Raw genomic sequence first — 18123 nt, 5'->3', positions numbered from 1 at the left:
TCAGTCGACGGGGATCAGGCGGCCCGTCTTCACGTCGTAGACGGCGCCGGTCACCGGCATGCCCGCCGGCAGGAACGGCGACGACGTGATGCGGGTCAGGTCGTGCCGGAGCGCCTCACCCTGGTCGGGCACCATGTGGAACTCCAGGCTCCGGGTGTCCACCCCCTGGTCCTGGGTCAGCTGATGGACCTGCGCGTCGGTGGCCTTGGTCATGCCGCAGTCGGTGTGCGGCATGACCAGGACACGCTCCACGCCGAGCAGGTAGACGGCCAGCACCAGCGTGCGCAGGACGTCGTCGGTGACCCGGGCGCCGGCGTTCCTGAGGATCTTCGCGTCGCCCGGCCGCAGTCCCAGCAGACCCAGGGGGTCGATGCGCGAGTCCATGCACGTGACCACGGCCAGGCCGCGCGCCGCGCGTCCGGTCAGGTCGGAGCCCTTGAACGTGCGGGCGAACTCCGCGTTGGCGGCAAACAGGTCGTCGAACGCATCCATGACTCAGATGATCCCCCATGACCTCGATCTCCATGCGTCGGGGGTGGCGAACTTGGGCCGGAGGTCGGCGAGCACGCGCGATCACTGCTAACTTTACGTGATGGTTCAGTAGCCCGACGTGTGCATGATCGAAGAAGGTCGTCTTGAGCAGGTCCGAATCGCTCGCTGCGTATCTCCGCGCCCAGGCCCGGCGCTGTCTGGATCGAGTGGAGTCCGACGACGGCGGGCGCAACGCCAGGCGCGCCCTGGCCCTGCTGGACGCCGCCGCCTACGCCGGCGGGCTGCCCGAGGACGATCCGCTGGTCCTCATGCTCGACCAGGCCGGTTGCTACGGGCCGCTCGGCTGCGAGGCGTTCGACCCCGGCGAGGCCGGGACCCGGCTCATCCGGGCGTGGGAGGGCGCGGAGCCGCACGAGCTTCTGCTGTCGCTCCCGGCCGCGATCGCCGCGCCGGAGCGGCACGACCAGGAGTACGGCTCCACCCCGCACTAGGCCGGGAGCCCGGGCAGCGCGGGCGCGCGGGCAGGTGTGCGGCGCAGACCCCGGGGTAACGGAGGCTGTCGTCGCCGGACGGCGACGGCCGAAACCGCGCATCCGCCGTCGCTCATCGAGGTGAATCCATGGAAGGCATCGGACGATTCCGGTCGACGGTCGTCGACTGTCCCGACCCGCAAGGGCTGGGCGCGTTCTACTCGCGGCTGCTCGGCTGGCCGATCATCGTGGAGGAGGACGACTGGGTGGTGGTGAGTGACGGCGGCTCGCCGGACCGGCTGGCGTTCCAGCTCGTGCGGGACTACCGTCCGCCGACCTGGCCGGAGGGGGAGCGGCCGCAGCAACTCCACCTTGACGTGCAGGTGGACGACCTCGACCAGGCGGAGGAGCGGGTGCTGGAGCTCGGCGCGACCAAGGCGGCCGTGCAGCCGAGCGAGGACGGCAGCTTCAGGGGCTTCCTCGACCCCGCCGGACATCCCTTCTGCCTGACGATCTGACGACGGCCCGCGTCCCACCGCCGCGCGGACTTCTTGACGCGGGCGGTTGACGAGCGCATCATGAGATTATTCAACGGATGATGAAATCTGGTGATCGTGATGGGCGGACGCTGTGTGATCATCGGGGGCGGTCCCGCCGGCATGGTCGCCGGCCTGCTGCTCGCCCGGGCCGGGGTCGAGGTCACGGTGCTGGAGAAGCACGCCGACTTCCTGCGCGACTTCAGGGGCGACACCGTCCACCCCTCGACGCTCGACCTGCTCGCCGACCTCGGCCTGGGCGAGCGCTTCGCGCGCCTGCCCCAGTACCACATCACGGAGGTCGCCTTGCCCGCCGGTGACCGCCGGGTGGTCTTCGGCGACCTGTCCCGGCTCAAGGTGCGCCATCCGTACATCGCGATGGTCCCGCAGTGGGACCTGCTCACCCTGCTCGCCGACGCCGCCCGTGAGGAGCCCTGCTTCACGCTGAGGATGCGCACCGAGGTCACCGGGCTCATCCACGAGCGCGGCCGGATCGCCGGCGTGCGCTACCGGACCGCCGACGGACAGGACGGAGAGCTCCGAGCCGACCTGACCCTCGCCTGCGACGGCCGGTGGTCCGTGGCCCGCCGTGAGGCCGGGCTGCGGGTCAGGGAGCGGCCCGTGCCGTTCGACGTGTGGTGGTTCCGGCTGCCGCGCCGCCAGGAGGACGACCTCGGGGCGCTCATCCCGCGCGTCACCGGCGACCGGCTGCTCATCGTCCTGCCCCGCGAGACCCACTTCCAGGTCGGCTACATCGGCCCCAAGGGCTTCGACCGCGAGCTGCGCGCCCGCGGCCTCGAACCGCTCCGCCGCGAGGTCGCCGACGCCGCGCCCGACCTGGCCGGCGAGGCGGCCGACCTGACCTCGATGGACGACGTCAAGCACCTGGACGTCCGGCTCAACCGGCTGACCCGCTGGCACGTCGACGGGCTGCTGTGCATCGGCGACGCGGCTCACGCCATGTCACCCGTCGGCGGCGTCGGCATCAACCTGGCGGTCCAGGACGCGGTCGCCGCCGCGACGCTCCTCGCCGGCCCGCTCCGCCGCGGGCGTCCCACTCCGAAGGCCCTGGCCCGGGTACGCTCCCGCCGGCTGTTCGCCACGGTCGCCGTGCAGGCCCTCCAGCGGATGATGCACCGGGCGCTCGTCGTACGGGTCCTGCGCGGCACCTGGACGGGCCCGCCCGCGCCCCTGGTGCGGCTGCTGCGGCTCTTCCCCGCGCTCTCGTACGTCCCCGCCTACCTCGTCGGCGTCGGCCCGCGCCCGGAACGCGCCCCGGCCTTCGCCCGCGGCGACCCCGGACAGATCCCCTCGACGGATGACCTGCCCCACCGATGACCGCTCCGGCACGACACGGGCACCGTGGGGCGGGCCGACCCACGCGAGCCGCTGCCGACCGGGGTCACGGGACGGGTGACCCCGGGGCCCTGATCAGGCTTCCGGCGGGGTGGACGGTTCGAGGGCGGGGCCGGAGCCGAGGGCGCCGCCGATCGCGCCGATGGTGTGGGTGAGGCGGACGCCGGAGCCGTCACGACGGCCGATCTCGTCCGGCAGCGTCACCGGCTTGCCCACCGGGGAGACCGCCTTGGCCGGAGCCGGGCCCGCCCAGGCCAGCAGCAGGACGTCCTCGCCCTTCAGGAACCGCTGGGCGCGCACCCCGCCCGTGGCCCGGCCCTTGGCAGGGAAGTCGGCATAATCGGACACCTTGCCCCCGCCGATCTGGGTGCCGGGCAGGGCCGTGGACGAGCCCGCCACGGTGACCACCTGGGCGGGCCTGGACGGGTCGACGGCGCCGAACCAGATCACCCGCGCGCCGTCGTCGAGGCGGACGCCCGTCATGCCGCCCGCGGGCCGCCCCTGCGGCCGGACCAGCGACGCCGGATAGCGCAGCAACTGGGCCTGCGAGGTGATGAACACCAGGTCATGCTCCTCGGACTCCAGCTCGACCGCGCCGACCACCGCGTCGCCGTCCTTGAGCGTGATCACCTCGAAGTCGTCACGGTTGGCGGGATATTCGGGCACCACCCGCTTGACCACCCCCTGCGCGGTGCCGAGCGCCAGGCCGGGCCCCGCCGGGTCGAGCGAACCCAGACCGACCACGGTCTCGTCAGGCTCCAGCGACACGTACTCGGCGACGGGATGGCCGCCCGACAGCGACGGCGGAGCCGCCGAGGCGGGCAGCGTCGGCAGGTCGACCACCTGGACGCGGATCAGCCGGCCCCGCGACGTCACCACGCCCACCTCGCCCCGCACGGTGGTGCGGACGGCGGAGACCAGCACGTCGTGCGGCGACCGGCCGCCCTCGCCGGGCAACGGCGCGGCGTCGGCGGTGCGGGCGAGCAGGCCCGTGGACGACAGCAGCGCCAGGCACGGGTCGTCGGCCACCTGCAGCGACACCACGGGGGTGCGGGTCTGACCGGTGGCCTCACGCAGCTCGGTACGGCGCGGCGTGCCGTACTTCTTCGCCACGTCGGCCAGCTCGCCGGAGACCACCTGCCGCAGCCGGGTCTCCGACGACAGGATCGCGGTCAGCTCGGCGATCTCCTCGGTGAGCGTCTCCTTCTCGCGGTCGAGCTCCAGCTTGTCGTAACGGGTGAGCCGGCGCAGCGGCGTGTCGAGGATGTAGGCGGCCTGGACCTCGGTCAGGTCGAACACGCTCATCAGCCGCTCGCGCGCCTGCGCCGAGTCGTCGGAGGCGCGGATCACCTGGATGACCTCGTCGATGTTGAGCAGCGCGACGATGAGACCGTCGACCAGGTGGAGCCGGTCCTCGCGCTTGCGGCGGCGGAACTCCGAGCGCCGCCGGACGACCTCCAGCCGGTGGTTCACGTACACCTGGAGCAGCTCGCGCAGGCCCAGCGTGCGCGGCTCGCCGTCGACCAGCGCCACGTTGTTGATGCCGAAGGTCTCCTCCATCGGCGTCAGCCGGTAGAGCTCCTCCAGCACCGCCTCGGGGATGAAGCCGTTCTTGATCTCGATGACCAGGCGCAGGCCCTTGTGCCGGTCGGTGAGATCCTTCAGGTCGGCGATGCCCTGCAGCTTCTTGCTGGTCACCAGCTCTTTGATCTTGGTGACCACGCGCTCGGGGCCGACGTTGTAGGGCAGCTCGGTGACGATGATGCCCTTGCGGCGCGGAGTGATCTGCTCGACCGTGCAGGTGGCGCGCATGCGGAAGGTGCCGCGCCCGGTCTCGTAGGCGTCGCGGACGCCCTGCAGGCCGATGATGGTGCCGCCGGTCGGCAGGTCGGGGCCGGGCACGAACGTCATCAGCTCGTCGAGCGTCGCGGCCGGCTTCTTGATCAGGTGGCGGGCGGCGGCGACGACCTCGGTCAGGTTGTGCGGCGCCATGTTGGTCGCCATGCCGACCGCGATGCCGGTGGTGCCGTTGACCAGCAGGTTGGGGAAGGCCGACGGCATGACCGTCGGCTCGGTCTCCTGCCCGTCGTAGTTGGGCTTGAAGTCGACGGTGTCCTCGTCGATCGACTCCACCATGAGCATCGCCGCCGGGGCCAGCCTGGCCTCGGTGTAGCGCATGGCGGCCGGCAGGTCGTCGAGCGAGCCGAAGTTGCCGTGGCCGTCGATCAGCGGCAGCCGCATCGAGAACGGCTGAGCCAGCCGCACCAGCGCGTCGTAGATGGCGCTGTCACCGTGCGGGTGGAGCTTGCCCATCACGTCGCCGACCACGCGGGACGACTTGACGTGCCCCCGGTCGGGCCGCAGCCCCATCTCGCTCATCGAGTAGAGGATGCGGCGCTGCACCGGCTTCAGCCCGTCGCGGGCGTCGGGCAGCGCCCGCTGGTAGATGACGGAGTAGGCGTACTCCAGGAAGCTGGTGCGCATCTCGGACGACACGTCGATGTCGACGATGCGTTCCTCGAAGTCCTCGGGAGGGGGTGCGGCGGTGCGTCGGGCCATGTCGAACATTGTGCCGAAGAAACGTGCGTGCGTGCGACACGTCTCGGGAGTGGCCCGCCTCAGGCCAGTCGAGAACCGGCGAACAGGACGAACAAGAACACCAGCACCTCGACCCCGTACACGATGTTCCGTCCTGTCTGGCCGGCCACCAGGAAGCCGACGGCGGCCAGGAAGCACCCCACGGTGAGGACCAGGTCGACCACGCCGAGGATGAGGGCGAAGAACAGGCGGAAGAGGAACCAGAGGAAGCCGAGCCCGTACCAGCTGTCGATGGTGGAGTCGTCGTACGCCCACCGGGACAGGCCCATGGGGGAGTAGAAGCAGTCGTCCCAGAACTGCTGCCAGCGCAGCGCCACCCCGCCCTGCTGCTCCTGGACGACCGCCTGGGCCCCCTTGAACTCGACGACCTTGAGCGCGCCGTCCGTGACGTCGATCAGCACCTCCTGGTCGCTGATCTCGATCGTCGCCGTGCCGTTGACCACCGCGACGAACCGCCCGCCGCCGCTCATCACCTCGTAGATGTGGTCCACCCCCGCGACGGACGAACCGGGCAGGCTCGCGTGGCGGTTGCGGAAGATGACGTAGAGGGCGTCGGCCTTCTTGGCCACCACCGAATGCTCCAGACCCACGGAGAAGACTCCGACGGGGGTGACGATGGAGGTCTCGCCGGTGATGTTGATGTTGCCGTTGCCCCATTCCAGCTTGACGGGAAGGAGCGCGGGCCGGTAGGACGCCTTGACGCCCGAGCCGGCGCATCCGCTCCCCCCCAGCATCATGACCACGGCGACCGCAGCCACAGCTCTGAACAACGTCCGGCTCCGGCGTCCCAGCCCGTGCACCGTGAGCGCGTGGGGTGCCTCTGTCATGACCCCTCCCCTGGGGCACGATAAGCGGCTGATGTCGTTCCAACGATCCGCCGAACCGCCCGGTTCCCCCGTTCCGGCTCGGAATCGTCGGCAGGACCTGGTAACAAGGGACCCATGATTGACGCCCCCGACGCGGCGATGCTGCGCGAACAGGCCGAGGAGAGGCTGCGGGCGCTGGCGGGCGAGCACGCCCGGCTGCGTGACGACCAGTGGGCCGCCATCGAGGCGCTCGTCGTCGACCGGCGGCGGGTGCTGGTCGTGCAGCGCACCGGCTGGGGCAAGTCGGCGGTCTACTTCGTGGCCACCGCCCTGCTGCGCGCGCTGGACGAGGGGCCGACCGTCATCGTCTCGCCGCTGCTCGCCCTCATGCGCAACCAGATCGCCGCCGCCGAGCGCGCCGGCATCCGCGCCGTGACGATCAACTCCGCCAACCCCGAGGCGTGGGAGGAGATCTACGGCCAGGTCGCCGACGGCGAGGTCGACGTGCTCCTGGTCAGCCCCGAGCGGCTCAACAACCCCGACTTCCGCGACCACGTCCTGCCCGAGCTGGCCGAGAGCGCCGGCCTGGTCGTGGTCGACGAGGCCCACTGCATCTCCGACTGGGGCCACGACTTCCGCCCCGACTACCGCAGGCTGGCCACGCTCTTCGCCGAGCTGCCGCCCGGCATCCCCGTGCTCGCCACCACCGCCACGGCCAACGCCCGCGTCACCCGCGACGTCGCCGAGCAGATGGGTGACGACACCCTGGTCCTGCGCGGGCCGCTGGAACGCGAGAGCCTCCACCTGAGCGTCGTCAGGCTCCCCACCGCCGAGCAGCGGCTGGCCTGGCTCGCCCAGACGCTCCACGAGCTGCCCGGCTCCGGCATCGTCTACACCCTCACCGTCGCCGCCGCCCACGAGATCGCCGGCTATCTGCGCGAGCAGGGCCACGAGGTCGCCGCCTACACCGGCCAGACCGAGCCGGCGGAGCGGCTGGCGGCCGAGGAGGCGCTGCTCGACAACAAGATCAAGGCGCTGGTGGCGACGAGCGCGCTCGGCATGGGGTTCGACAAGCCCGATCTGGGGTTCGTCGTCCACGTCGGCGCCCCGCAGTCGCCGGTCGCCTACTACCAGCAGGTGGGCCGGGCCGGCCGCGGCGTCGAGCGGGCCGAGGTGATCCTGCTGCCCGGCGTCGAGGACCGCGAGATCTGGGCCTACTTCACCTCCCTGGCCTTCCCGCCCGAGCCGGTCGTCCGGACCGTGCTCGGGACGCTGGAGGAGCGGGGCGTCATGTCCACCCCCGCCCTGGAGAGCGCCGTCGACCTGAGCCGCACCCGCCTGGAGATGATGCTCAAGGTCCTCGACGTCGACGGCGCGGTGCGCCGGGTCAAGGGCGGCTGGCAGGCCACCGGCGAGCCGTGGGCCTACGACACGGAGCGCTACGCCCGCATCGCCGCCGAGCGCGAGGCCGAGCAGCGGGCCATGCTCGGCTACCTCACCACCGACCGCTGCCGCGAGCACTACCTGCGCGAGCTGCTCGACGACGAGGCCGCCAGGCCGTGCGGACGCTGCGACAACTGCACCGGCCGCCACCGCTCGCCCGACATCGCCGCCCCGGCCGTCGAGCGCGCCCGCGAGCGGCTGGCCAGGCCCGGCGTGGAGATCGACCCGCGCAAGCAGTGGCCGACGGGCCTGCCCGACCTGTCCGGCCGGATCAAGCCCGAGCTCGGCGCCGAGCCCGGGCGCGCCCTCGGCCGGCTGACCGACATCGGCTGGGGCAACCGGCTGCGCGAGCTGTTCGACGGCCCTGACGGGCCGATGCCCGACGACATGTTCGCGGCCGTGGTCCAGGTGCTGTCCGCGTGGGAGTGGAGGCAGCGGCCGGTGGCCGTGGTGAGCGTGCCCTCCTCGACCAGGCCGCTGCTGGTGCGCGCCTTCGGCGAGCGGCTGGCGCAGGTCGGCCGCCTGACCTACCTCGGTGAGCTGGGCTACCGGTCGGGGCCGCCCGGCCGGCAGTTCAACAGCGCCAAGCGGGTCCAGGCCGTACGGGCGACGCTGGCCATGCCGAAGGAGCTGGGCGCGGCCGTGGCGGCGTGCGGCGGCCCGGTGCTGCTGGTCGACGACCGGGTCGACACCGGCTGGACGATGACCCTCGGCGCCGCCCTGGTCCGCCACGCCGGCGCCCCGGCCGTGCTTCCCCTGGCCCTGGCCGTCGCCTCCTGATCAGCGCCGTCGCGCCCTGATCAGCGTTGTCAGGTCCTGATCAGGGTCGTCATGTCCTGATCAGCGGTCCACCGGCGCTCACAGGCGCGGGCGGGCTCCCAGGTGGACGATCGCCTTGGCGGCCAGCCCGCAGCCGGAGCTCAGCGCCTCCGCCGGGGGCTTGCCCGCCAGCCACGCCGGCAGGAACCCGGCGCAGAACGCGTCGCCCGCGCCCGTGCCGTCGACGATGCGGTCGACCGGCTCGGCCGCCGCCCGCACCGGCTCGGGACGGCCGTTGCCGTACCACAGCGCGCCCTCGGCGTTCATCTTGATCACGACCTCGGGGAACCACGCGGTCAGCACCTTGGCCGCCGCCTCGGGGTCGTCGCGGCCGGTCAGCACCTTGGCCTGGTCGGCGTTGGCCAGCAGCAGCTTGGCGCCGCTGGTCCACTCGAGGAACGGCTCGGCGCCCGTACGCTCCAGAGGGGCCGCGGAGGCGCAGTCGACGGAGATCGACATCCCCGAGCGGCGCGCCATGTCGAGCGCGGCCAGGCCCGCGTCGCGCGAGCCCTCGTTGATCAGCGTGTAGCCGGACAGGTGGAGGTGGCCGCCGCCGAACAGGTCACGCGGCAGGTCCTCGGGCGCCAGCGCCGCGTTGGCGCCGGGGTCGGAGAGCATGGTCCGCTCGCCCTTGTGGGTCACGAGCACCACGCAGGTGCCCGTGGGCCGCTCCGGGTCCATGACGAGCCGGGCGTCGACGCCGTAGCCCATCAGCTCCATGTCGCGGTTGCGGCCGGTGATGTCGGCGCCTCTGCGGCCGATGAAGGCCACCTCCGCGCCCTCGACCGCCAGCCATGAGGCGATGTTGGCGCCCGAACCGCCTCCGTGCATGGTCACGACCGCGGGCGTGTCGCTCGCTCTGGCGAGCGCATAACGGGCGCGCGCCACCGCGTCGGTCATGAGATCGCCCACCACGACGACCCGCGTCATGATGCCACCACCTTGCCTGCTGCCTACCGATCGAGCCTGGCCACGGCAAAACTAACAGCTTCCGGGCTGCTCGTGGGGCGGACCCCGGAGACCCGGCCTGAGTCGATGCACATCCGTTGCCCAACGGCACCGGAGATTCTTGGCATGTGGGATGGGGGTTTAGTCTCGGGACTGTGGAGGCACAATACCCCGCTCACTGGGAAGCGGACGTCGTCCTGGCCGACGGCGGCACCGCGCACGTGCGCCCCATCAGGCCCGCCGACGCCGACCGGCTGCGGGCCTTCTACTCGCGGCTGTCCGAGGAGTCCATCTACTTCCGGTTCTTCGGTCCGCGGCCACGGCTGTCGGACCGAGAGGTGCGGTGGTTCACCAACGTCGACTACGTCGGCCGGGTCGCCCTGATCGCCACGATCGGGGCCGACATGGTGGCGGTCATCCGCTACGACCGCACCGGACCGGGCGAGGCCGAGGTGGCGTTCCTCGTCGAGGACGCGCACCAGGGCAGGGGAGTGGCCTCGGTGCTGCTCGAACACCTCGCGGCCACCGCCCGCGAGCGCGGCATCGAACGCTTCGTCGCCGACGTGCTGCCCGCCAACATGAAGATGATGGGCGTGCTGCGCCAGGCCGGTTACACCGCCGAGAGCCGGTTCGCCGACGGCGTGGTCCGCATGACGCTCGACCTGACCCCCACCGAGACCTCCACCGAGGTCACCCTCGCCCGCGAGCACCGCGCCGAGGCCCGGTCCATCGCCCGGCTGCTGGCCCCCGGCTCCGTCGCGGTCATCGGCGTCTCCCGCGAGCCCGGCGGCGTCGGCCAGACCGTGCTGCGCAACCTGCTCGCCGCCGACTACGCCGGCCCCGTCTATCCCGTGCACCGCGAGGCCCGCGCCGTGGCGGGCGTGCGCGCGTACCCGAGCGTCGGCGCCATCGACGACGACGTCGACCTGGCCGTGGTGGCGGTGCCCGCCGGGAGCGTGCTGGACGTGGTGGAGGAGTGCGCCAGGAAGGGCGTGCACGGCCTGGTCGTGGTCTCCTCCGGGTTCGGCGAGACGGGCGAGGAGGGGCGCGCCCGCCAGGACGAGCTGGCCCGCCTCGCCCGCGCCCACGGCCTGCGCGTCGTCGGCCCCAACTGCCTCGGCATCGCCAACACCGCCCCCGCCGTCAAGCTCAACGCCACCCTCGCCGCGACCGTCCCCTGCCGGGGCAGGGTCGGCTTCTTCAGCCAGTCGGGCGCGCTCGGCACCGCGCTGCTGCAGCGGGTGGCGCAGCGGGGCATGGGCATCTCGTCGTTCGTCTCGGCGGGCAACCGGGCCGACGTGTCGGGCAACGACCTGTTGCAGTACTGGGAGGAGGACGACGCGACCGAGGTGATCCTGCTCTACCTGGAGTCGCTGGGGAACCCGCGCAAGTTCACCCGGCTGGCCAGGCGGATCTCCCGCAGCAAGCCGATCGTGGTCGTCAAGAGCGGCGGCACCCCGTCCGGCCACTCCGCCCAGGAGCTGGGCCTGCCCGACTCCGCGATCAGCTCGCTGTTCGAGCAGGCGGGGCTGATCCGGGTCGACGACCTCATCCAGCTCTTCGACGTCGGCCAGCTGCTGGCCTACCAGCCGCTCCCCGCCGGGCCCCGGGTCGCCGTGGTGACCAACTCCGACGCGCTCGGCCTGCTCGCCGCCGACGCCTGCGTGGCCGCCGGCCTGTCGCCGCGCGCGCCGGTCAACCTCGGCCCGGGCGCCGGGCCGTCCGAGTTCGGTGCGGGACTCGCCGGCGAGCTGGCCTCACCTGAGGTCGACGCGGCGGTCGTGATCTACATGCCGCCCATCCCCGGCGACGCGGCCGGGGTCGCGGCCGAGCTGCTGAGGGTGTCCCAGGGCGTTCAGAAGCCGGTGCTGGCCACGTTCCAGGGGCATCTCGGCATGCACCCGCACCTGCAGACCGGCCCGGTGCCCGACCGCGGCTCGATCCCCTCGTACGCGGCCCCCGAGGAAGCGGTCCGCGCCCTGGCCCAGGCGGTCCGCTACGCCCGGTGGCGCGCCGAGCCCACCGCGCCGCCTCCCGAGCTGGAGGACGCCGACACCGCCCGCGCCCGAGCGCTGGCGTCCGAGAAGCTCGCCGCCGCCCTCGCCGAGGACTCCCGTGAACCCGCGAGCGCCCCGCCCGCCGTCGGCACCCCGGAGCCGGCCGGCGCCGACGGACAGGCGACCGGACCGGCCGGCGCCTCGACGGGCTCTTCCGACCTGGGCGAACCCGGCGACGACGGGAGCCGGACACGGGAGGGCACGGCACACGGCAGAGCGCCGTACTTCGCGGCGGCGGGCCCGCCGGTGGAGGCCGACGCCACCGAACTGCTCGCCTGCTACGGCATCGCCGTCTGGCCCGCCCACGTGGTCGGCTCGGCGGACGAGGCGGCCAGGGCCGCCGAACGGCTCGGCTGGCCGGTCGTGCTCAAGGTGGCCGACCCGGACGCCTCCAGGCGGGCGGGCACCGTGCGCCTCGGGCTGCCGACCGCCGACGCCGTCCGGCACGCGTACGGGGAGTTCGCCCAGCAGTTCGGCGAGGCGACCGCGCTGGCCGTGCAGCGGATGGCGCCGCAACCCGCCGTGCCGACGGTGGTGAGCGTCGTGGAGGACCCCGCGTTCGGCCCCGTCGTGTCGTTCGGGCTGGGCGAGGTGACCGCCCGGCTGCTGGAGGACCGCGGCTTCCGGCTGGCGCCGCTCACCCGGGAGGACGCGGCCGGGCTGGTGCGCTCGGTGCGGGCCGCGCCGCTGCTGTTCGGCGAGTACGGTTACCCGCCGGTCGCGGTGGACGCCCTGGAGGACCTGCTGGTCAGGGTCAGCCGCCTGGCCCACGACCTGCCGGAGCTGGCCCGGCTCGACCTCGACCAGGTGCTCGTCGGCGAGGACGGCGTGACGGTGCTCGGCGCCAGGGCCGTCCTGCGCACCCCGGCGGGCCCTCGCCTCGACGGCGGCCCCCGCAGGCTGAGCTGACCGTCCCGGCTCCCAGGCGGTACGGGACGCGAGACGTTATAGAGCGTTACGCCGCGCGGGTGGTTGCACTGCGTGGCCCTGGCAAACTGGATCCATGAGGGAAACCCGAGTCTCAGCCGCGGGCCTGCGTGAAGCGATCGAGCGCAGCGGCTACTATCCCGACCTCGTCACCGATGCGGTCGAATCCGCGCTGGGCAAGGAGGCCGTCACGGCCTTCGTGGTGCACCACGAGGCCACCTTCGACCCCGCGATGGAGGTGCGCAGGCACGTCACCGTGCTGGTGCTGACGGCCGGGAGACTCCTGGTCTGCCACACCGACGAGCATCCGGCGGTGGAGGGCGTCTCGACCGCGCACGCCTCCACCACCACCGAGGCCGTCCAGCTCGGCCGCATCCAGTCGGTGGCGGTCACCCGGGTGGTTCCCGAGCCCGCCTCGTACGTTCCCGGCGTCCCTCCGACGGAGGTCACGCTGACGATCGGCTGGGGCGCCATCTCCCACGTCGACCTGGAGCCGGCCACCTGCGGCGACGAGAACTGCGAGGCCGACCACGGCTATACCGGCGCCATCACCGCCGACGACCTGTCCCTGCGGGTCAGTGAGGCCGCGGACGGCCCGGAGGCGGTCACCCACGTCCTGTCCTTCGCCAAGGCCCTGTCGGAGGCCACCGCCCGCACCGCCGCCTGACCAGGGCCGCGGCGCCGGCGTCGGGTCTCCCGGCAAGGGAGGGATCTTCGCCCGGGCCGGCGAGGAACGGGGGCCGATAGGATCCAGGGCATGACGAACGGGCCCCTGGTCCCGGCGTACGGCGCCGGCTCGCTGCCCGACCTGTCCCCATCGCTGCTGGCGGCCCTGGGCCTGGACGTGCCCAACCCCCTCGGCCTCCCGCCCGCCGAGCGCACGTGCGTGTTCCTGGTCGACGGCCTCGGCGCCGAGCTGCTCGCCGCGCACGCCTCGGCGGCGCCGTTCCTGGCGAGCCTGCTGGGCGGCTCCCGTACGCTGAACGCGGGATTCCCCGCCACCACCGTGACGAGCCTGTGCTCCCTCGGCACCGGGGCCCCGCCCGGTGAGCACGGGATGGTCGGCCTGACCCTGGCCGTCCCCGGCACCGGACGCCTGTTCAACTGCCTGAGCTGGTCCGGGCTCCCCATGGACCCGCTCGAATGGCAGCCCGCCGAGACCGTCTACCAGCGCGCGGCGGCGGCCGGCGTCGAGGCCGTCTACGTGGCGCCCGCCGCGTTCGAGGGCACGGGGCTGACCGGCGCCGTCTTCCGCGGCGTCCGCTACGCGGCGGCCGAGACCGCCGACGACCGCGTCGCCCGGGTGCTGGCCGAGCTGCGCCGCCCGCGCGCCCACGTCACCGTCTACTACGGCGACCTCGACGCGATGGGCCACATGACCGGCTGGGGCAGCGCGGAATGGCTGGAGCAGCTGGCCGTCGTCGACGCCATGGCCGAGCGCATCGCCGCGGGGCTGCCTCCCGGCTCGGCCCTGTACGTGACGGCCGACCACGGCATGGTCAACGCCTCGGAGAAGCTCGACGCCGAGGCCACCCCCGAGCTGGCCCACGGGGTCGAGATGCTCGGCGGCGAGGCCCGCGCCCGCCACGTCTACGCCCGGGAGGGAGCCGCCGGCGAGGTGCTCGCCGCCTGGCGCGAGGCGCTGCGCGGCCGGGCCTGGGTGGTGTCGCGGCAGGAGGCCGTCGAGTCCGGCTGGTTCGGCCCGCGGGTGCGGACCGCGTGGCTGGGCCGCATCGGCGACGTGATCGCCGTCCCGTACACCGACCTGGCCATCACCGCCCCGTCCATCCACCGGATCGAAGCCCTCTTCACCGGCTACCACGGCTCGATGACGCCATTCGAGCAGAACATCCCGCTCCTGGAGGTGAGCACCCGGTGACCGGTCCGCTGATCACCCCGTCCGCTCTCGCCGCGCTCGGCGAGATCACCCTGCTCGACGTGCGCTGGCGGCTCGGCGGCCCGTCCGGCCTGGACCTCTACCGCGAAGGCCACCTGCCGGGCGCCGTCTTCTGTGACCTCGACGCCGCCCTGGCCGGGCCGCCGGGCGAGGGCGGGCGCCACCCGCTGCCCGCGACCGACGCGTTCGAGCGGGCGATGCGGCGGCTCGGCGTCTCCGGCGCGCGGCCGGTCGTGGTGTACGACGACACCGCCTCGACCGCGGCGGCCCGCGCCTGGTGGACGCTGCGCTACTTCGGGCACCGCGACGTCCGGGTCCTCGACGGCGGGCTGCCGGCCTGGAGCGCGGCCGGGCTGCCGATCGTCAAGGAGGAGCCCGTGCCCGCGCCCGGCGACTTCACGGCCCGGCCGGGCGGGATGCCCGTGCTCGACGCCGAACAGGCCGCCGCCCTGGCTTCCACCGGCGTGCTGCTCGACGCCAGGGCCGCCGAACGCTACCGCGGCGAGGCCGAGCCGATCGACCCGGTGGCGGGCCACATCCCGGGCGCGGTCAGCGCTCCGACCACGGAGAACGTCACCCCCGACGGCGCCTTCCTGCCTCCGGGCGAGCTGCGGCGGCGCTTCGCCGAGCTGGGCGTCCGCGAAGCGCGCCGGGCCGGGGTCTACTGCGGCTCCGGCGTGACGGCCGCCCACCAGGTGCTCGCCATGGAGGTGGCCGAACTGCCCGCCGCCCTCTACGTCGGCTCCTGGTCCCACTGGGTCACCGACCCGTCCAGACCGGTCGCCACCGGCTGACGCCACACGATCCGTACGGGTCGCGGGCAGGCCCGCGTGTCGTACGGTCAACTGGCACGTGAGGCGTACGCGTGTCGCACGGTCATCCCGGCGGGGTGGATGGACGCCCGAAGGCCGCTACGGTCACGCGGGTGGCCGGGCGGACCGTTCACGGGTGCGCGGCGGAGGCCGGAGGTCTCCTTCGCCGGGACGCCCGGCCGGCGCGGGCCCGGCAGCCGGGCCACCGGCGGCGGGTGGGTCCGGCTCGCGCGGCACCAGCGGCTGGTCGCCCGCGCCGAAGCAGGTGAACGCGGTGATGCCCGTCCAGGCGGAGGCGAGGGCAAGAGCTGAGGCCGGGGTGTGGCCGGTGGCGAGCAGCTCGTGAAACCGGCTCATCACCGCCAGCGCGTCCTCGTCTCCCACCGGCACCATCCCGGCCACCACGCACGTCGCGCCCTGCGCCAGGAACGCGCCCGCCAGCCCCAGCGGCGCGCCGTCCGCCGGTGTGCGGGCCATGCCCGAGTCGCACGCCGACAGCACCACCAGCCGGGCCGTGCGCGGGCCGTCGAGCAGGTCGTAGGCCATGAGCGGGCCGTCGTCGAGGGTGATGCTCGACAGCAGCGGGCTGCGGGCGTGGAACACCCCGTGCGCCGCCAGGTGGACGACGTCGCAGGAGGCCAGGGCGGCCAGCACCGCGTCGCGCCGGGCCGCCACCGGCCGCGCGCCGGGATGGGCGGCCACCACCCGGTCCACCTCCTCTCGCGCGTACGCCAGGCCAGGTCCTGCGGCCGCGGCCACGTGGAGCGATCCCGCCGCGCCCCTCTCCGGCCCGGCGGACCGTCCGGCGGGCGCACCGTGCGGGACCGGAGCCCGGCCGGGCCCGGCGATGCCCGAGGGCTTCGCCGGCGAGGGGACGGCGTGGTCGGCCTGTGCGGTGCCCGGGGGCTGCGCCGATGAGGGGACGGCTCGGCCGGGGCATGGGGACGCGGCGCTGCGGGCGGCGGTGAGCCAGGAGCGGGCGCTGGCCGCCACCGTCACCGGGCGTTCCCGCAGGCAGGGGAGTGCCGACCAGGGGAGGGTGTGCAGGACGCCGGTCGGCACCAGCACCAGCGGACGATCGCCCAGCTCGGCGGCGAGCGGAGCCAGCAGGAACCGTTCCAGCTCGGCCCCGGCCGCCGCGATCGCCTCCGCCCCGGCGGCGCCGTCGTGCAGAGCGGCCCGGCGCAGCGAGTAGCGCAGCCGGACCAGCGACTCACCGGCCTCACGCAGCGGCCCCAGCGACCGCAGCGCCATCCGCTCACCCGTCACCACCACGGCGAACAGCGAGCTGTCGTCCGTGACGTACTCGACCAGCGCCGCCCGTCCGAGCGCGGCCCGCAGCTCGGCCCACCCGTCGGTCTCGCCCGCGCCGTGCGCGGAGCGGGCGTGGACCGGGGCCGCGACGGCCCGCCAGCGTTCCGCCCACTCGAACACCTCCTCGGCGCACCCGTCGCGCACCGCCAGCCGCAGCCCGAACGCCGCCAGCCGTTCGCCCGCCCGCGCCGCGTGCGCCCGCACCGACGGGTCGTCCAGGCTGTCCATGCGGCCGCCCATCCCGGCGAGCCCTTCCTGCGCGGCGCGGAACGCGGCCGTGATGTCCTCCCGCAGCGCCGCCGCCAGCGCCAGGGCGTGCTGGCGCACCAGCGGCGGCACCTGCCCGGCGGGGACGCACTCCTGGGGGTACCGCCCGCCGGGCGGGATCGCCGGCGCTTCCTCGGTGAGGCGGGCGAGCTGGGCCGAGGCCGCGGCGGGGTCGCCGAGCGCCAGCGCGGTCTCGGCCGCCGTCAGCCGCAGCGAGGCGGCCTCGGCCAGGTGGGCGGAGTCCTGTTCCAACCCGTCCGCGCACGCGACCAGCTCCGCCAGCAAGGCGGGCGTCGGCGGCTCCAGCGCCAGGCGGGAGCGGAGCACGACCTCTCTGGCCAGGGGCAGCCACGCCCGGCGGTCCTGATCGGACAGCTCCCGCATGGCCCGTTCGGCGACCGCCACGGCCTCGCGCGCGTCGCCTGTCAGCAGCTCCACCTGGGCGAGCTTGAGCCGCGCCTCGGCCAGCGCCACCCGCGCGCCGGACTCCTCCAGGTCGGGCACGGCCAGGCTGAGCAGCGCCCGCGCCTCGCCGGGCAGGTGGGCGGCCAGCAGCGCGCCCGCGAAGTCGGCCCGCATCGTCGCCAGCCGTTCCGGGAACCCGTACAGGGTGTCCTCGGCCTCCCGGTAGTGGGTGAACGCCCCGCCGATGTCGCCCCGCCGTACGGCCAGGAACGGCAGGTTGGCGGCGGCCAGCCGCACCAGGTGGGACAGCCGGGCGTGACGGGCGATCTGCAGGCAGGCGGTGATGTCGCGCATGGCCTGGTCCCAGTCGCCCCGGTAGGCGTGCACCAGCCCCCGGTTCAGCAGCCCGCCGGCCAGGAACCGCCGGTCGTCGACGGTGCCGGGAGCCGCCACGAGAGCCCGCAGCGCCCGGTCGCAGGAGGCCACCGCCTCCTGGTAGCGCCCCAGGTGGGCGAGGGCCACGGCGCGCTGCGTGTCGAGCTTGGCCCGGTCGAGCGGCGACAGGTAGGCCCACGCGAGCGCGGCCATCCTGAGCGCCTGCAGCGGGTGGCCCCGCTCGGTCCGCACGGTGACGAGGGAGAGCCTCGCCTGCGCCACCCGCTCGGCGGGCGCGCCCGGCGTCCGGACGGCCTGCCGCAGCCGCTGCTCGGCGGCCTGCAGATCACCCAGCTCGCGCGAGGCCAGTGCCATCGCGCGCAGCGCCACGGACGCGGCCTCTCCGTCGCCGGCCTTCTCGGCCGCCTCCAGCACCTTGCGCCCGGCGCGCAGCGCCTGCTGGGGGTCGATCACCGAGCGCAGCACCGCCATCTCGGCCGCGCGCACGAGCAGCGCGCCGCCGGAGGAACGGCCCGGTGTACGGGTGAGCCGCGGTGTCGCCATGCGCCGCCTCGCGAAGGGGAAGCGGCCGGGACCGGAG

General features: G+C 74.0%; 13 protein-coding genes. 8 read left to right on the top strand and 5 right to left on the bottom strand.

The genetic code is table 11. The annotated features are described in order from the left end of the window. Complete coding sequence (locus OUY22_RS03425; protein ID WP_270153223.1) at positions 1-492, bottom strand: beta-class carbonic anhydrase; 492 nt, start codon at positions 490-492, stop codon at positions 1-3. A 143-nt stretch (positions 493-635) separates the two neighbouring features. Between OUY22_RS03425 and OUY22_RS03420 the strand changes: the two genes are divergently transcribed. The 3 genes from OUY22_RS03420 to OUY22_RS03410 all read left to right on the top strand — a co-directional run bounded on the left by OUY22_RS03420 (position 636) and on the right by OUY22_RS03410 (position 2836). Continuing rightward, complete coding sequence (locus OUY22_RS03420) at positions 636-983, top strand: hypothetical protein (protein ID WP_270153222.1); 348 nt, start codon at positions 636-638, stop codon at positions 981-983. A gap of 128 nt (positions 984-1111) precedes the next feature. Further along, positions 1112-1480: a VOC family protein gene (locus OUY22_RS03415; protein ID WP_270153221.1), complete on the top strand. Its 369-nt coding sequence runs from the start codon at positions 1112-1114 to the stop codon at positions 1478-1480. A 99-nt stretch (positions 1481-1579) separates the two neighbouring features. Continuing rightward, positions 1580-2836: an FAD-dependent oxidoreductase gene (locus tag OUY22_RS03410; protein ID WP_270153220.1), complete on the top strand. Its 1257-nt coding sequence runs from the start codon at positions 1580-1582 to the stop codon at positions 2834-2836. Positions 2837-2929: 93 nt separating this feature from the next. On the opposite strand, the gene OUY22_RS03405 is transcribed toward OUY22_RS03410, so the two are convergent. Further along, entirely contained in the window at positions 2930-5422 is a 2493-nt protein-coding gene (locus OUY22_RS03405; protein WP_270153219.1) for a DNA gyrase/topoisomerase IV subunit A, read from the bottom strand. A 50-nt stretch (positions 5423-5472) separates the two neighbouring features. Beyond that, complete coding sequence (locus OUY22_RS03400) at positions 5473-6279, bottom strand: hypothetical protein (RefSeq protein ID WP_270153218.1); 807 nt, start codon at positions 6277-6279, stop codon at positions 5473-5475. A 114-nt stretch (positions 6280-6393) separates the two neighbouring features. Here OUY22_RS03400 and OUY22_RS03395 point away from each other — a divergent pair, with 114 nt between their 5' ends. After that, a complete protein-coding gene (locus tag OUY22_RS03395; protein WP_270153217.1) occupies positions 6394-8481 on the top strand; it encodes a RecQ family ATP-dependent DNA helicase in 2088 nt (695 codons plus the stop codon). Positions 8482-8559: 78 nt separating this feature from the next. Here the strand turns inward: OUY22_RS03395 and OUY22_RS03390 are convergent, their stop codons facing one another. After that, positions 8560-9450 (bottom strand): carbohydrate kinase family protein, encoded by an 891-nt coding sequence (locus OUY22_RS03390; protein WP_270153216.1) that lies wholly within the window; start codon positions 9448-9450, stop codon positions 8560-8562. 173 nt (positions 9451-9623) lie between these two features. Here OUY22_RS03390 and OUY22_RS03385 point away from each other — a divergent pair, with 173 nt between their 5' ends. The 4 genes from OUY22_RS03385 to OUY22_RS03370 all read left to right on the top strand — a co-directional run bounded on the left by OUY22_RS03385 (position 9624) and on the right by OUY22_RS03370 (position 15143). Next, positions 9624-12434 carry a bifunctional acetate--CoA ligase family protein/GNAT family N-acetyltransferase gene (locus OUY22_RS03385; RefSeq protein WP_270153215.1) on the top strand — a complete coding sequence of 937 codons (2811 nt, stop codon included), beginning with the start codon at positions 9624-9626 and terminating at the stop codon, positions 12432-12434. Positions 12435-12528: 94 nt separating this feature from the next. Beyond that, a complete protein-coding gene (locus tag OUY22_RS03380; RefSeq protein ID WP_270153214.1) occupies positions 12529-13119 on the top strand; it encodes a DUF5998 family protein in 591 nt (196 codons plus the stop codon). A 90-nt stretch (positions 13120-13209) separates the two neighbouring features. Further along, positions 13210-14331 (top strand): alkaline phosphatase family protein, encoded by a 1122-nt coding sequence (locus OUY22_RS03375; RefSeq protein ID WP_270153213.1) that lies wholly within the window; start codon positions 13210-13212, stop codon positions 14329-14331. After that, positions 14328-15143, top strand: a complete 816-nt coding sequence (locus tag OUY22_RS03370; protein WP_270153212.1) for a sulfurtransferase — start codon at positions 14328-14330, stop codon at positions 15141-15143. The genes OUY22_RS03375 and OUY22_RS03370 overlap by 4 nt, the downstream gene beginning before the upstream one ends. Positions 15144-15266: 123 nt before the next feature. On the opposite strand, the gene OUY22_RS03365 is transcribed toward OUY22_RS03370, so the two are convergent. Further along, positions 15267-18086, bottom strand: a complete 2820-nt coding sequence (locus OUY22_RS03365) for a CHAT domain-containing protein (RefSeq protein ID WP_270153211.1) — start codon at positions 18084-18086, stop codon at positions 15267-15269. Positions 18087-18123 lie beyond the last annotated feature (37 nt).

Source organism: Nonomuraea corallina (assembly GCF_027620315.1).
In the GTDB taxonomy this organism is placed as follows: domain Bacteria; phylum Actinomycetota; class Actinomycetes; order Streptosporangiales; family Streptosporangiaceae; genus Nonomuraea; species Nonomuraea corallina.
Note: the sequence above shows the minus strand (reverse complement) of the source record. Positions and strands in the feature narration are given on the sequence as shown.